Consider the following 13,908-nt stretch of genomic DNA (forward strand, 5'->3'; position numbering starts at 1 on the left):
GACAGTATATAGCTTTAGAGCCTACGCCAGCATGAATAATGTCCATTACACCAAAAATCACATTTAACAGACTATAGGTAAAAATATTTATTTTATGACTATAGACCTCACCGTAAAAATCACACTAAGGATAAAAAGTAAACCACAGCATTTTATTTATATCTTATATGTACTGTTCAGTCATAATTGAGAAATAAAGCACTTTAAATGTTGTTTTAGTGTCAAAAAGGCATTAGTATTCAACTTAGGACGAAACTTTAGTAATACCAGTATTAAGCATAGCAATGCTACGTAATGGTTATTAAAGTATTAATACAACAAGGACTGTTGGAGATACACAATGCGCACTACCTTTCACATGAAAACCCTTGCAGTAGCTATTGCTACTCTCTCTGTTGCTAGCGTAACCAATGCTGCTGGTCTTGATCGTTCAGGTCAAGATGTCACTGCTTTTTTTCAAGATGGCACTTACGCTGAAGCGGTCTATACTTATATTGACGCTGATGTAAGCGGCTACGATAGTTCGAATGTCAACCCTGGCCAAAATGACTATGAGCGCGGCGACAAAACAGGTGATATTGCTGAATCTTATGACTTCTTCCGCTATGGCGTGAAGACTGATATCAACGACACGTTCAGTGTGGGTGTGCTATATGACGAGCCTTTTGGTGCTGCTGCTGAATACACGCAAAGTAATTTCGTTGCAAGTGAAGACAGGAACGCTTCAGGAGGGGCTTTGGTAGGTGATGGTGTAGACCCACAGACTGCAGGTGCCATAGCATTAGCTGAGTCAGCCACTGCAGGCGAGAATACTAACGTTGAAGTTCGTAGCCAAAGCTTGACTGGTATTCTAGGAATGAAATTCGGTGCCAACAAAAACTTCCAAATTTATGGTGGTCCAGTTGCTCAGCGTATCCAATCTGAAACCAAGCTGCGTGGCTTAGCTTATGGACCTGCTACTGGTTATACGTCAAACAGCAATCCTGATATGGATTATGGTTATATAGCAGGTATTGCCTATAGCAAGCCTGAAATTGCTTTAAAAGCGGCGTTGACTTATCGTTCTGAGATTGACCATGATATAGATATCTCTGAGAATTATCCTATAGCAGGTATTTTGGCTCAAGGAGCTGCTTTGCAGCAAGGAGCGACTCCAGCACAGGCAGCGGCTATAGGGGCTGCGGCTGCTAACCGGAACAGTAATTATGAGATTACAACCCCTAAATCAGTCAACTTTGATTTCCAAACAGGTATCAATCCTACAACTCTAGCAACGGCAAAAGTTCGTTGGGTACCATGGAGCGATTTTGTCATCACACCACCATTATATAATGACGTTAGTAAACGTAATTACGGCCCTGATGGTTTGGACTTGGTTGAATACGAAGATGACCAATGGCAAGTGGAGCTTGGTCTTGCCAAGCGTGTTGCACCAGCACTTGCTATCAGTGGTACTGTGGGTTGGGATAGTGGTGCCGGTGATCCAACAACGTCGTTAGGTCCTATCGATGGCTACTACAGCGTCGGTCTTGGTGCCAAATACAACGTGACGGAAAACTGGGCCGTGTCTGCTGGTGGTAAATACTTATGGTTCGGTGATGCAAAAGGTCGTCTACCTAGTGGAAAGATCGTTGGTGATTTCCAAGATAATGATGGTTATATTGCTGGTTTAAAGCTTTCTTATCAAGGAAAGTAGCTTCCTTATATAACTGTTGGATAATAAAAAGCGGCCTATCATAGGTCGCTTTTTTATTGATTCCAATATTTTGAAGTGAATAAAAACTCTTAGATATGGAAAGATATTTAGAGTGTTTTACAGAGAGTAAATTAATAACTGATAGCTACAACCTACTTACTACTCATATGTTGTTATACGTGTGATATCTGCCTTCCAGTTGATTGAATGGTAAGCAATGTATCCATTGTCGCTACCTATATGATAGTTAGCTATCCATATAGGTAGGGGCATGTTTAGACAGATCCATTTGGCAATAGTACATAGCTATTCTATTAAGAGTAGATACTCATAATAGAAGGTTAGAGCAGCCTTCCTACTTATAATAGTAGCTACTTACATCATAATTAATAGCTACCAATAAAAAACCTCGCCATTAGTGGCGAGGTTTTTTTATAGTGATAAGGTAAAGTTACTGTATAAACCTACTTGTTCAGGTTCAATTCCATCTCTTTGTATTTAGCGGCGACTGATTCTCTTGGACCGCCCGTCATGATACTGACTACAAAAATAGCGATGGTACTTAAGATAAAGCCTGGAACAATAGCATATAACCAGCTATTTAGTGCCATACCATCTATTTGGAAAGGACCATAGATCCATAAGATAACCGTCAATGCACCCACAACCATACCGGCAACAGCGCCATTACGGTTCATGCGGCGCCATGTGAGACTGAAAATAACCAACGGCCCAAACGCTGCACCAAATCCTGCCCATGCGTTTGATACTAGGTTCAATACTGAGCTGTCTGGATCAGAAGCTAACAAGATAGCAACAATAGCGACCACGACAACTGAGATACGTCCAACCAATACTTGACGAGCTTCTGGTGCATCTCTGTCAAAGAATAGCTTATAAACGTCTTTGGTTAATGAGCTTGATACTACCAATAGCTGCGATGAGATGGTACTCATGATGGCCGCTAAAATCGCTGCTAATAGAAAACCTGAAACCAACGGGTGGAATAGGAACTGAGTGAATACTAAAAAGATAGTCTCAGGATCATCTAACGTCATAGCTGTCTTTTGTACATAAGCACGACCAGCAAAACCAGTCATGAGCGCACCAATAAGACTGACAATCATCCAGCTCATACCGATATTACGCGCAGTAGGCACATCTCGTACTGAGCGGATTGCCATAAAACGCACAATAATATGCGGCTGACCAAAGTATCCTAAACCCCATGCCATGAGTGAAATGATACCGATGAGGCTCATACCGCTGGTAATATTTAGTAGGCTTGGATCAATGTTTCTAACGGCTTCAGTCGTGGCTGAAACACCGCCAAGATCCGTAAAGGCAACAAGAGGTACAATGACCATCGCAAACAGCATGATGATACCCTGAACAAAGTCAGTCATCGATACTGCTAAGAAACCACCGAATAGCGTGTAACCGACAACGACGCCAGCAGTCACCCAAAGTCCTGTGGTGTAAGATAGGTTAAGTGAGCTTTCAAAAAGCTTACCACCGCCTACGAGACTTGCCGCTGTGTAGACAGTAAAGAATAAAATGATAACCAAAGCGGAGATTACACGCAGCATATGCGATTTATCTTCGAAGCGGTTGGCAAAATAGTCAGGCAAAGTAATCGCATTATCAGCAACTTCGGTATAAACACGAAGACGCGGTGCTACGATGAGATAGTTCAATAAGGCACCAAGAGTCAAACCAAGTGCGATCCAAATACTCACCACACCATCTGCATACATGTAGCCTGGTAGACCAAGTAGCAACCAACCTGACATGTCCGATGCGCCTGCTGAAAGTGCAGTAACTGCTGGACCTAGATTACGTCCTCCTAAAAGATAACCCTCGGTATCATTGGCTTGCTTAAAATAAGCATAAACACCAATTCCAATCATCACTAAAAAATAGGCGCCAAGTGATATAAGCACGCCACTAGAAACTCCGTTCATATAAGTTATCCTTAACCAACATCGTTGGCTTTAATTATTTTTAACTATAAAAGTTATGTCTTGCAAGGCGATGTTTCAAACAATATTTAAAGACCAATATTCAAAGACAAAAAAAGCCATTAATTAAGACATAATGGCTTTTTTCAGTATTTTTTGTAGTTTTATATAATTGATAATCGTTATATGGCTAGCACTCATATAGAGATAGAGAACAACGGGAACATCGCATCCCACTTATCTACTGTCATTGCTCGCATCTGCTATTTATATATGAGTATTAGCAACTTACGTCATCAATCAAAACCTACTGTTAACCATCATATCTTACTAGAAGTATTCAATATATGACTATCAGTGTCCTTGTGGTAAATTTTTGTTATTAAAACAACGTCAAGCATATTATAACGTATGAGAGTCACAAATGCGAATAGCTTAATTGCCTAAATTGTTATATTAGAATAATTATCATTCTATAGGTGCAAGCAAGTCTAGAAGAGCTGTTAGACTACTAGATTGTGTGAGCTTTGGATTGATAACCACACCCAAATATCGTTGTAACTCAATATTATCCGCCATATCGATACGTTCTAAATCTTGACTAACCATCGTCTGAGGAAGGACGGACCACCCAAGGCCAACAGAGACCAGCATGCGGATGGATTCAAGGGGGTTCGTGCTCATTGTGGCATAAGGTTTCAGGTTATGCTTGGCAAATTCAGCCAAGGTAATTTGGCTGGTAAACGTATTGGCTGAAGGCAAAATAGCAGGGTAGCGCGCAAGTTGCTCTAAAGTAACATTAGATTTGGTCGCTAGAGGTGATAGTGTCCCTGTCATAAAATACAGGGGATCTGACCAAAGCGTATGATAGGTCAGGCGCTTATCATATACAGGCGGCAGTGTTACAAACGCCAATGACAGATCGCCGTCCAGTACTGCTTTGTGGGCCTTTTCTGAGTCAACAAAATGAACTTCTAACTGAACAGCAGGGTAAGTCTGGATGAAATGCTTGAGCACAGGCGCTAAGTGGTGCAAACCAATATGGTGGCTTGTACCAATGACAAGCTTGCCAGAGACGATATGCTGAGAGTGTTGTAAGTTAATCTTAAAATTCTCATAATCCTCAAGCCAGCGTTTGGCGTGTGGCAGCATCTCAATAGCAGCCTGCGTAGGTACAATCCCGCGTCCGACAGTATCAAACAAAGTAATGTTAAACTCATCTTCCAAATTTTTGATGCGTTTACTGACGGCAGGCTGAGTGATGAAAAGCTTCTCTGCCGCTCCTGAGATACTGCCAGTGTGCATAACGGTAACGAATGTCGTCAAATTTGTGGTGTTCAAACGAATTTCCTTAGCTACTTTGCGAGCTATAAATAAAAGTGGGCGGATCCAATGACAATGTATTAGAAATAAAAGTTTGCATCTGGTTAAAAATCATCAATTATTATTATAGGATTTGCCTGCTATAATCACAAGACATCAAGACGCATTGTCACATATTTATTCACTTATCTTGATTATTTGTGGTCTAAAACATGTTTTGATCGATTATTTTGGTGCATACACCCAGATTTTTAAGCGTTAGGTTTCAACAATATCGATTCATCAGGGTTGATGATAAAATAATGCTCTCATCATATTCTTGATAATCTCACTTGAAACCGCAGTGACACTAATGCAGTGATACCAATAAGGCGATGAAGCAGATGAGTATCATAAGATAGATGAACCTATAAACGAATAAAACACTCCAGCTTACCGATAGGCAAGCAAGCGAAAAATTAAGTCATTAATAAAGGATAGCATCATGGCTGGTCAAACGTTATACGACAAACTTTGGAATGCTCACGAAGTCACCAAACGTGATGATGGTTCGAGCTTGATTTACATCGATCGCCATCTATTACATGAAGTCACAAGTCCACAAGCCTTTGAAGGATTAGAGCTGGCAAATAGAGCACCGTGGCGTCTGTCTGCCAATATCGCAAGCCCTGATCACAATGTACCAACCGTGTCCCAAGAGCGTCTCGCGGGTGTGCCTGGTATCAAAGATAAAGTATCGCGCTTGCAGGTGGTCACATTGGACGAAAACTGCACCAAGTTTGATATTGCAGAGTTTACGATTAACGATGTACGCCAAGGTATTTTGCATGTTGTTGGCCCAGAGCAGGGGTTGGTTTTGCCTGGTATGACCGTGGTCTGCGGGGATTCGCATACCGCCACACACGGCGCACTTGGCTGTTTGGCTCACGGTATTGGTACCTCTGAGGTGGAGCATGTATTGGCCACGCAGTGTTTGATTCAAAAGAAATCAAAAAATATGCAAATCCGCGTCACTGGTCAACTTGGTGCGGGCGTGACTTCAAAAGACGTGGTACTGGCTATTATTGCCAAGATTGGTACGGCAGGTGGTACAGGACATGCGATTGAATTTGCAGGTCAAGTGTTTGAAGACATGAGTATGGAAGGCCGTATGACCGTCTGTAATATGGCGATTGAAGCAGGTGCTCGTGTGGGTATGGTGGCAGTTGATGATACGACGATAGATTATGTCAAAGGTCGTCCGTACGCGCCAAACGAGTCGCAGTGGCCACAAGCTGAGGCCTACTGGCGTACATTATATTCAGATGATGATGCGGTATTTGATACGGTGGTTGAGATTGACGGTAGTCAAATAGCGCCGCAAGTATCTTGGGGCACCTCACCTGAGATGGTCGTTGATATCACCCAATCGGTACCAACACCTGACCAAGCCATTGATGAGGCGCAAGAAGAGGGTTGGTTACGCGCTTATACTTATATGGGCTTAGAAGCTGGTCAGAAAATCACGGACATTCAGCTTGATCGTATATTTATTGGCTCATGTACCAACTCTCGTATCGAAGATTTGCGGGATGCAGCGGCAGTTATCAAAGGTCGCAAAGTAGCGGATAGTGTCAAAGAAGCCATCGTCGTAGCAGGCTCTGGACAAGTAAAACTACAAGCAGAGGCTGAAGGCTTAGATGCTTTGTTTACTGAAGCCGGTTTTGAATGGCGTGAGCCGGGTTGCTCGATGTGTCTTGCGATGAATGCTGACAAGCTTGAGCCACAAGAGCATTGTGCATCGACCTCTAATCGTAACTTTGAAGGTCGTCAGGGCAATGGTGGTCGTACGCATTTGGTTAGCCCAGCAATGGCAGCTGCTGCCGCACTAGCAGGCCACTTTGTGGATGTTCGTACGTTTTAAGACTGATAATAAGTAGCTGACATCATGCTTATATCAACGATAAATATATGAGCATGGTGTCAAAACGGTAAAAATTTATTTGCTGTTTAATACGCTTATCAAGATCGTCAGCCAGCAAAAATATAATTGATAGGAAATTTTATGCAAGCTTATAACACCCAAACCGGTATCGTTTGCCCACTTGATCGCGCAAACGTCGATACCGATCAAATTATCGCAAAACAGTTTTTGAAGTCTATTAAACGTACAGGCTTTGGCGTGAATTTATTTGATGATTGGCGCTATCTTGATGAAGGATATCCAGGCCAAGATCATAGCACACGCGTTATTAATCCAGATTTTGTCTTGAATAAGCCTCGTTATCAAGGCGCAACGATATTGCTGGCACGTAGAAACTTTGGCTGCGGCTCTAGTCGTGAGCATGCCCCTTGGGCACTATCAGAATACGGCTTTCGTACGGTTATTGCACCAAGTTTTGCTGATATTTTTTACAATAACTGCTTTAAAAATGGCATGTTACCGATCGTATTAGATGAGGCGACTGTGGACACGTTGATGAAAGCAACTATCGCCAATAAGGGTTATGAGTTGACCGCTGATCTTGAGCGTCAAGTCGTGATTACACCAACAGGTGAAGAGTATGCTTTTGAAGTGGATGCTTTTCGCAAACATTGCTTGTTAAATGGGCTAGATGATATCGGTTTAACCTTGCAGCAAAGTGATGTAATTAAAGACTATGAACATAAAATGATGCAAAAAACACCGTGGATCTTTAATGATGTTCGTGCTTAAACAGCAACTTTGTCATTGATTGCGAATAAAACAACGGTGCGGATGCAACGCAGCGTTGAGTTCTGGCGGTTAACTGGCTAAAATGGAGGACAGTTTTTGATACATTTTATTATCTTCCTTATAAATTATCTCTCTGATAAACAGTAGCCGCCATTATGAATAAAAAACGTTATGCTTTATGGACAAGTACCATTGTTGCTGCAAGCTTATTTTTGTCAGGCTGTCAGTTATTGACGGGCTATAAAAAAATAGATGAAGCAGACAGTGCTAAGGCGTGGGTAGGCAAGGTTCAACCTATTGATGGCGAAGTCAATATCATGTGTGTGGGAACGTATCATTGCGAAATCGTGCAAATAGATCATACGCTTATTATTGCGCCTGACAGTCATGAACCAGTCAATCCTCAGATGGTAGAAGCGCCGCCAAACTATAATGCGACTAACCCCGCTCAAATGAATATGGATATGACGCCGCTTCTCAACAAAAATAGCATAAAGGTCGTGCCACTCACTGCTTCTGGTGTGCCGGGTTTAACCAATTACTATGCACGCATGATGCCTAAAAAGCACGAAATACATGTCAATTTTTATCCAGAAAAAAATATGGAATATGTTGAGCGTTTTGCGATGATTCATGATTTTGTTGAGTCAGGTACTTATCAGTTACGTGCGTATCAAAAGAAAACAAGTGCACAATCGGGCAGTTTACTAGAAACGGCATCACCTGAGCCTTTATGTATTGAGCTATTGCAAGGCAATAAGGTGCAGCGCCGATTCTGTAAGCAACTAGGGGCCGAGCATCAAGGTGAGTTTGTAGAGACTGATATGGTTAATACAGACTCCACAGCCACTACGTCCAAAAAAATAACCACATTATAAAAGCTCATTAACCAATAAAAATATATCCAAAAGGATTAGTATGGCAACGATTTTAACACTAGCAGGTGATGGCATTGGCCCTGAGATCATGACTCAAGCCATTGATGTACTCAAGGCAGTCAATGAAAAGTTTTCGCTTGACCTGACACTAGAGTCTGGATTGATAGGCGGCGTGGCCATCGATGCCACAGGAGAGCCTCTGCCTGATGAAACGTTAGCGCGTGCACGCGCAGCCGATGCTGTATTATTAGGTGCTGTTGGCGGTCCTAAGTGGGATGCCATTGAACGCAGTAAGCGTCCTGAGCGCGGTCTACTCAAAATCCGTGGTGAGCTTGGTCTGTTTGCCAATTTACGTGTGGCAAAGCTCTATCCGCAGTTAGCCAATGCGTCAAGCATCAAACCTGAGATTATATCTGGTTTAGATTTGCTGATCGTTCGCGAGTTGACAGGCGGTATTTACTTTGGTGAACCACGTGGTATTCGCACATTAGAAAACGGTGAGCAGCAAGGTTATAACACTATGGTGTATAGCACCAGCGAGATTCAGCGTATAGGAAAAGTGGCGTTTGAATTAGCGAAAACGCGCGCCCAAGCAGCAGGTACACCATCAAAAGTGTGTTCAGTAGACAAGGCCAATGTCCTAGAGGTAACTGAGCTGTGGAAGCAAACGATGATCCAGATGCAGCAAGCAGAGTATAGCGATGTGGCGCTGTCGCATATGTATGCTGACAATGCTTGTATGCAATTGATTAAAGACCCTAAGCAGTTTGATGTTATGGTCACGGGCAATATGTTCGGTGACATTCTATCTGATGAAGCGGCGATGTTGACTGGCTCAATTGGTATGTTGCCCTCAGCGAGCTTAGATGAAGATGGCAAAGGCATGTATGAGCCGTGTCATGGCTCAGCACCTGATATCGCTGGACAAGACAAAGCCAATCCACTGGCGACCATTTTATCTGTTGCCATGATGCTGCGTTATACTTTCAAACAAGAAGCAGCGGCGCAAGCGATTGAGCAAGCAGTAAGCGATGTCCTTGATGATGGCTTCCGCACAGTTGATATCTTAGACCGTAGTGAAGCTGGACTTAAGCAAGTAGGCTGCCAAGAGATGGGGCAAGCCGTTTTAGCAAAATTGCGCTAAGTTGCTAAATACTATATAGCGTTTTTAATAGCATAATCTTTGAGTTCCACACCCAAAACTCCAAACCTATAAGTCATCGAATGGCTTATGGGTTTTTTGTTTTGTAGATCAGATTGCACCTGCCTCATAAGTATAAATGACGCCAAGTATTATGGTGCTTATTAACAAACGCACAGTAGGAATAGTCAGTTATTAACATAAAGCTGTTAGGGAATAGTGGTAGAGCTATGGCACTATACTCCTATAACGAATTTTTCGATACATAGTAATTATTTAGGGAGTTTTTTTATGTCTCAACTACTCAAAGTTGGCAGTGTCGTTCTGGCAATGGGAACTGCATCGATACTATTGGTGGGTTGCAGTAATGCCAATACGACTGAAAACAGTGTGCAGACGACCACCAATAGCAAGTCATCTGATAGCAATATGACAGATAACGATGCGCAGACTGATACGACAAATAGCGCCATGAACGCAGACGCTAAAAACGAGATAAATACCAATAATAGCCAGAATAACAATAGCAACAATACTACTAACTCTGACCAAACAGATAACACAGCAGCAAATAGTGATGATATTAGTCCCGTTACCAATGGCGTCAGTCAGCAAATAGATGGTAATAGCCAAGCAGCAGACTCGCTCAATGAGTTACTACCTAAGATTACATACAGCACAAAAGAATTGTCAGATACTGCTAAAAAAGTGAATCAAGCGACATGGACAGCGGGCAGTAAGATCGATCGCAATACAGGTACTAAAATACAAGCCTTACTCAACTGGAATAACAATGGCGTTGGCGCTGTTGATGGCTATTGGGGAAAAAACACTCGCAAAGCCATGCAAGCTTTCCAAAAGTCACAGGGTTTACCAGTCACAGAAGCGCTTGATGCAAAAACGTGGCAAGCTTTGACCAAAGACAGCACACTCACCTCACAGCCTGTATTGGTCAGCTATCAGCTAACGGATGATGATGTAAACGTCGAAACCACTCAAATTCCTGCCGGTGCTGAAGCCAAAGCCAAGCTAGATGGTATGTATTATGAAAGTGTTCTTGAGGCGTTGGGCGAAAAATTCCATATCAGCCGTGATTATCTCAAGTCACTCAATCCTAACGCCAGTTTCAAAAGTGGCGAAACCATTATTGTTTATAACCCAGGTAACCCTAACACCACGCCAGTGAGTCGCGTAGTCGCTGACAAAGAGACGCAAACTCTATATGCCTACGATGATAATAACAATCTGGTTGCCAGTTATCCGACGACAGTAGGGAGCACAGCAACGCCTTCCCCAACTGGTACACATCAGGTCAAGGTCAAAATTCACGAGCCCAACTACACCTATACTGGTGATGATGGCGAAAAATCCATTATTCCGCCAGGACCGAACAACCCTGTTGGCTTGGTATGGATTGGTCTTAGCAAACCCTCATATGGTATTCATGGCTCACCTGACCCTGAGCGTATTAGCCGTCAAGCATCAGCAGGTTGTGTCCGTCTTACTAACTGGGACGCGCTGAGCTTATTAGGTGTTATCAAGAACGATGCCACTGTCGAGTTCAAATAACTCATCGTTTAATTATTTTATAAAACGCAGATAAAAAAAATACCGCTAATATCAGCGGTATTTTTTTGGTAAAAACAAACAGCTAGTACTAAACAACTAAAACAGTGATAGGCAATAATGAGCAGGTTAGCGTTTTCATTATTATTATCAGTTGAACCACCCAAGCGTCTATATCAGCTATCAGCGATAACGACGTTATTTAGCTATTGGCTGTTTTTTAAATACACTCATAGCCATACTGGTTAGCACGTATTTAGTTCTTACCACGGTAAGTGATACGACCTTTGGATAGGTCATAAGGGGTCATTTCAACCTTAACTTTGTCACCGGTCAGAATACGAATATAATGTTTACGCATCTTACCAGAGATGTGTGCAATGATTTCGTGTCCATTTTCTAAACGAACTTTAAACAAAGTATTAGGAAGGGTGTCAATGACTTCACCTTCAAATTCGATAATATCGTCTTTTGCCATAATTTATATCAATCAATTAAAAATAAGCCCATATTATACGTAAGTTAGCCGGTTAAAGCAATACAGAACCTCGTTTAGACTTGACAGCATGTAAGTGATATGTATGTCAGTTTGTATCCACTTATTCAGGTAAATTTAACCAGATAGGGGTCAGTGGTGCGTTTGGCAATAAACGCTGAAAATGCTCAGGATAGTAGGCATTAATGAAATATAGACCGTCTCCTGAGGCAGTGGGCGGTGCAATTGTCCGATCCTCTTTATCTAAAATATTCAAAAAATCGGCTGGTACTAGCTCATGCTTACCGATCGCATATAATGTGCCCATCAGATTGCGCACCATGTGATGCAAAAATCCATCCGCCTGTATATCAAAGACAATAAACTGCCCATGAGTGAAGAGATTGGCGTGACTGACGGTACGTATGGGCTGATTAGACTGACAGGCAGCAGCACGGTAGCTACTAAAATTGTGTGTACCGACAATATCGGCCGCTGCCTGTTGCATGGCTGCTAGGTCTAAAGGCTCATAAATGTGTGTTACTTGATGGTTCAGTATCGCAGGACGCTGGGGCTGATTGAGGGTGATGTAGCGATAACGACGGGCAATCGCACCAAACCGTGCATGAAAATCAGCTGGCATTGGTTGAATCCAGCGCAGGGCAATATCGTCAGGCAGCAGGCTATTAACGCCGCGTAACCAGTTATGAGTAGGGCGATAAGCGTGAGTTGTAAAGTGAGCAATCATATTGCTGGCATGGACACTAGCATCAGTACGCCCAGCGGCAATGACCTCGACTGGCTCATTGGCAACTTTACCGATGGCTGTTTCTAGGGCTTCTTGTACCCCCAGCACTTCGCGTTGTCGTTGCCAGCCATGATAATGGGTACCCAAAAACTCAATAGCAATTGCCAAAGTATACGTTGGTGAGCATTCAGACTCTGGGTTTTCAATCTTAGACATATTGATTTATAAGCTTATAAAATGGGCGTTAGTTAAGTGATGACTATCTTTTTTTGATGCTTGTGCCAGGCTGACTGACATTATTTAGCCAGCGCTGTTTGCGCCTTGCTGGACTGTCGTAGCGTAGCAGTAACCATAGCAGCCGTGCATAGATAGCAGGTATGGTCAGACGACCACCAGCAATGACATGATAGTCATATTGCCAACTACCAGCGGCATAGCTATCACTAACCCCACCAAACGGACATTGACTGGCACAAACCACTAGGTGTCCATGTTCATGTACACGATTAAGCGTATCGGCGAGCGTATCGGAGTAGGGGACGTTCCCTGCACCAAAACCCAACAGAATAACGCCACATGGTGGCTGCGACAATAAAGCTTGTAATTGATCGTCTATCACCTGAACATCATTGGGCAAGCAGTATATGGCGTGAATAATGGCCTTATCAGCGCGTTCTCTGATACTTGGTAGTAGCGCTTGTTGATCATCAAGCCAGTGCTGTCTACGTGTATCTGAGAGCTGTTTAATATAGCTATTGGCTGGATAAGCCGCTCGAGAGTGACCAGTAAAGGCCATAAGGTCATGACTGTGAATTTTTTGCACGGTTTGTGCAGGCCACGATTCGCCGCCAAAGCTAATCTTGACACCTGATTCACCAGCTGCTGCCAGTTTTAATGAGTCGTTAAGGTTGCCCCAAGCATCGCTATGAGCATCGATATCGTAGGAGTGAATCACTTCACTATCTAATAACGGTCGCATACTTCCAGTGACCACAATACAAATATCGCTACCGGCAAAAGCTTCTGCTAAAAATGCACCTAAATAACTCAACGTGTCAGTACCAGTGATTAACACAAAGCGTTTATCACCTTGATTATAAGCGTCCAGCAACAATTGATAAAAATGGATAAAATCAGCGGGCGTCAACTGGCTACTGTCTTTGATCAGCGTATTGGCTAACCATGAAATCGTGAGTGAATCAGTCGTATTGCCTTGCTCAGCCAATAGTTTTTGTAGAGTTGGCAAAAAGATGTCTGCCGATAGCGGCGCTAGAGGTTTGCCATAGCTACCAAAGGTACCACCAGCATAGATCAATTGAATGGGGTCAGATATGTTTTTGATCATAAAAAAAGAGGCCGTCGTGTCAATATAGGGCGTGTTGAACATTCGCAAATAGGCACTGCTGATCGCTAAAATTGTTCCAG

General features: G+C 42.8%; 11 protein-coding genes. 6 read left to right on the forward strand and 5 right to left on the reverse strand.

Annotation, left to right across the window (positions count from 1 at the left end; all coding sequences use genetic code 11):
- The first annotated feature begins 340 nt into the window (after nt 1-340).
- Nucleotides 341-1,696: an outer membrane protein transport protein gene (locus L0G63_RS11455; protein ID WP_301450775.1), complete on the forward strand. Its 1,356-nt coding sequence runs from the start codon at nt 341-343 to the stop codon at nt 1,694-1,696.
- Between the two features lie 464 nt (nt 1,697-2,160).
- Here L0G63_RS11455 and putP read toward each other — a convergent pair whose 3' ends face one another.
- The gene (gene putP / locus L0G63_RS11460; protein WP_301450776.1) at nt 2,161-3,660 is read right to left on the reverse strand and encodes a sodium/proline symporter PutP; all 1,500 of its coding nucleotides are present in this window, start codon (nt 3,658-3,660) and stop codon (nt 2,161-2,163) included.
- A 465-nt stretch (nt 3,661-4,125) separates the two neighbouring features.
- Nucleotides 4,126-4,998: a LysR family transcriptional regulator gene (locus L0G63_RS11465; protein ID WP_301450777.1), complete on the reverse strand. Its 873-nt coding sequence runs from the start codon at nt 4,996-4,998 to the stop codon at nt 4,126-4,128.
- Nucleotides 4,999-5,464: 466 nt separating this feature from the next.
- Here L0G63_RS11465 and leuC point away from each other — a divergent pair, with 466 nt between their 5' ends.
- From leuC to L0G63_RS11490, 5 genes are all read left to right on the forward strand, one after another.
- Nucleotides 5,465-6,883, forward strand: a complete 1,419-nt coding sequence (gene leuC / locus L0G63_RS11470) for a 3-isopropylmalate dehydratase large subunit (protein WP_301450778.1) — start codon at nt 5,465-5,467, stop codon at nt 6,881-6,883.
- 141 nt (nt 6,884-7,024) lie between these two features.
- Nucleotides 7,025-7,675: a 3-isopropylmalate dehydratase small subunit gene (gene leuD, locus L0G63_RS11475; protein ID WP_301450779.1), complete on the forward strand. Its 651-nt coding sequence runs from the start codon at nt 7,025-7,027 to the stop codon at nt 7,673-7,675.
- A 155-nt stretch (nt 7,676-7,830) separates the two neighbouring features.
- The gene (locus L0G63_RS11480; RefSeq protein WP_301450780.1) at nt 7,831-8,553 is read left to right on the forward strand and encodes a hypothetical protein; all 723 of its coding nucleotides are present in this window, start codon (nt 7,831-7,833) and stop codon (nt 8,551-8,553) included.
- Nucleotides 8,554-8,593: 40 nt separating this feature from the next.
- Nucleotides 8,594-9,697 carry a 3-isopropylmalate dehydrogenase gene (gene leuB / locus L0G63_RS11485; protein ID WP_301450781.1) on the forward strand — a complete coding sequence of 368 codons (1,104 nt, stop codon included), beginning with the start codon at nt 8,594-8,596 and terminating at the stop codon, nt 9,695-9,697.
- Nucleotides 9,698-9,985: 288 nt separating this feature from the next.
- Nucleotides 9,986-11,263: a L,D-transpeptidase family protein gene (locus L0G63_RS11490; protein WP_301450782.1), complete on the forward strand. Its 1,278-nt coding sequence runs from the start codon at nt 9,986-9,988 to the stop codon at nt 11,261-11,263.
- 253 nt (nt 11,264-11,516) lie between these two features.
- On the opposite strand, the gene infA is transcribed toward L0G63_RS11490, so the two are convergent.
- From infA to L0G63_RS11505, 3 genes are all read right to left on the reverse strand, one after another.
- Nucleotides 11,517-11,738 carry a translation initiation factor IF-1 gene (gene infA, locus L0G63_RS11495; RefSeq protein WP_021814850.1) on the reverse strand — a complete coding sequence of 74 codons (222 nt, stop codon included), beginning with the start codon at nt 11,736-11,738 and terminating at the stop codon, nt 11,517-11,519.
- Between the two features lie 121 nt (nt 11,739-11,859).
- A complete protein-coding gene (truA, locus tag L0G63_RS11500) occupies nt 11,860-12,699 on the reverse strand; it encodes a tRNA pseudouridine(38-40) synthase TruA (RefSeq protein ID WP_301450783.1) in 840 nt (279 codons plus the stop codon).
- 43 nt (nt 12,700-12,742) lie between these two features.
- Nucleotides 12,743-13,828 (reverse strand): asparaginase, encoded by a 1,086-nt coding sequence (locus L0G63_RS11505; protein WP_367618367.1) that lies wholly within the window; start codon nt 13,826-13,828, stop codon nt 12,743-12,745.
- Nucleotides 13,829-13,908 lie beyond the last annotated feature (80 nt).

Source organism: Psychrobacter sp. (assembly GCF_030454045.1).
In the GTDB taxonomy this organism is placed as follows: domain Bacteria; phylum Pseudomonadota; class Gammaproteobacteria; order Pseudomonadales; family Moraxellaceae; genus Psychrobacter.

Excerpts from the sequence above, each read along its gene's own strand:
- L0G63_RS11455 (WP_301450775.1), top strand. The coding sequence starts at position 341 with ATGCGCACTACCTTTCACATGAAAACCCTTGCAGTAGCTATTGCTACT.
- putP (WP_301450776.1), bottom strand. The coding sequence starts at position 3,660 with ATGAACGGAGTTTCTAGTGGCGTGCTTATATCACTTGGCGCCTATTTT.
- leuC (WP_301450778.1), top strand. The coding sequence starts at position 5,465 with ATGGCTGGTCAAACGTTATACGACAAACTTTGGAATGCTCACGAAGTC.
- leuD (WP_301450779.1), top strand. The coding sequence starts at position 7,025 with ATGCAAGCTTATAACACCCAAACCGGTATCGTTTGCCCACTTGATCGC.
- L0G63_RS11480 (WP_301450780.1), top strand. The coding sequence starts at position 7,831 with ATGAATAAAAAACGTTATGCTTTATGGACAAGTACCATTGTTGCTGCA.
- leuB (WP_301450781.1), top strand. The coding sequence starts at position 8,594 with ATGGCAACGATTTTAACACTAGCAGGTGATGGCATTGGCCCTGAGATC.
- L0G63_RS11490 (WP_301450782.1), top strand. The coding sequence starts at position 9,986 with ATGTCTCAACTACTCAAAGTTGGCAGTGTCGTTCTGGCAATGGGAACT.
- infA (WP_021814850.1), bottom strand. The coding sequence starts at position 11,738 with ATGGCAAAAGACGATATTATCGAATTTGAAGGTGAAGTCATTGACACC.
- truA (WP_301450783.1), bottom strand. The coding sequence starts at position 12,699 with ATGTCTAAGATTGAAAACCCAGAGTCTGAATGCTCACCAACGTATACT.
- L0G63_RS11505 (WP_367618367.1), bottom strand. The coding sequence starts at position 13,828 with ATGATCAAAAACATATCTGACCCCATTCAATTGATCTATGCTGGTGGT.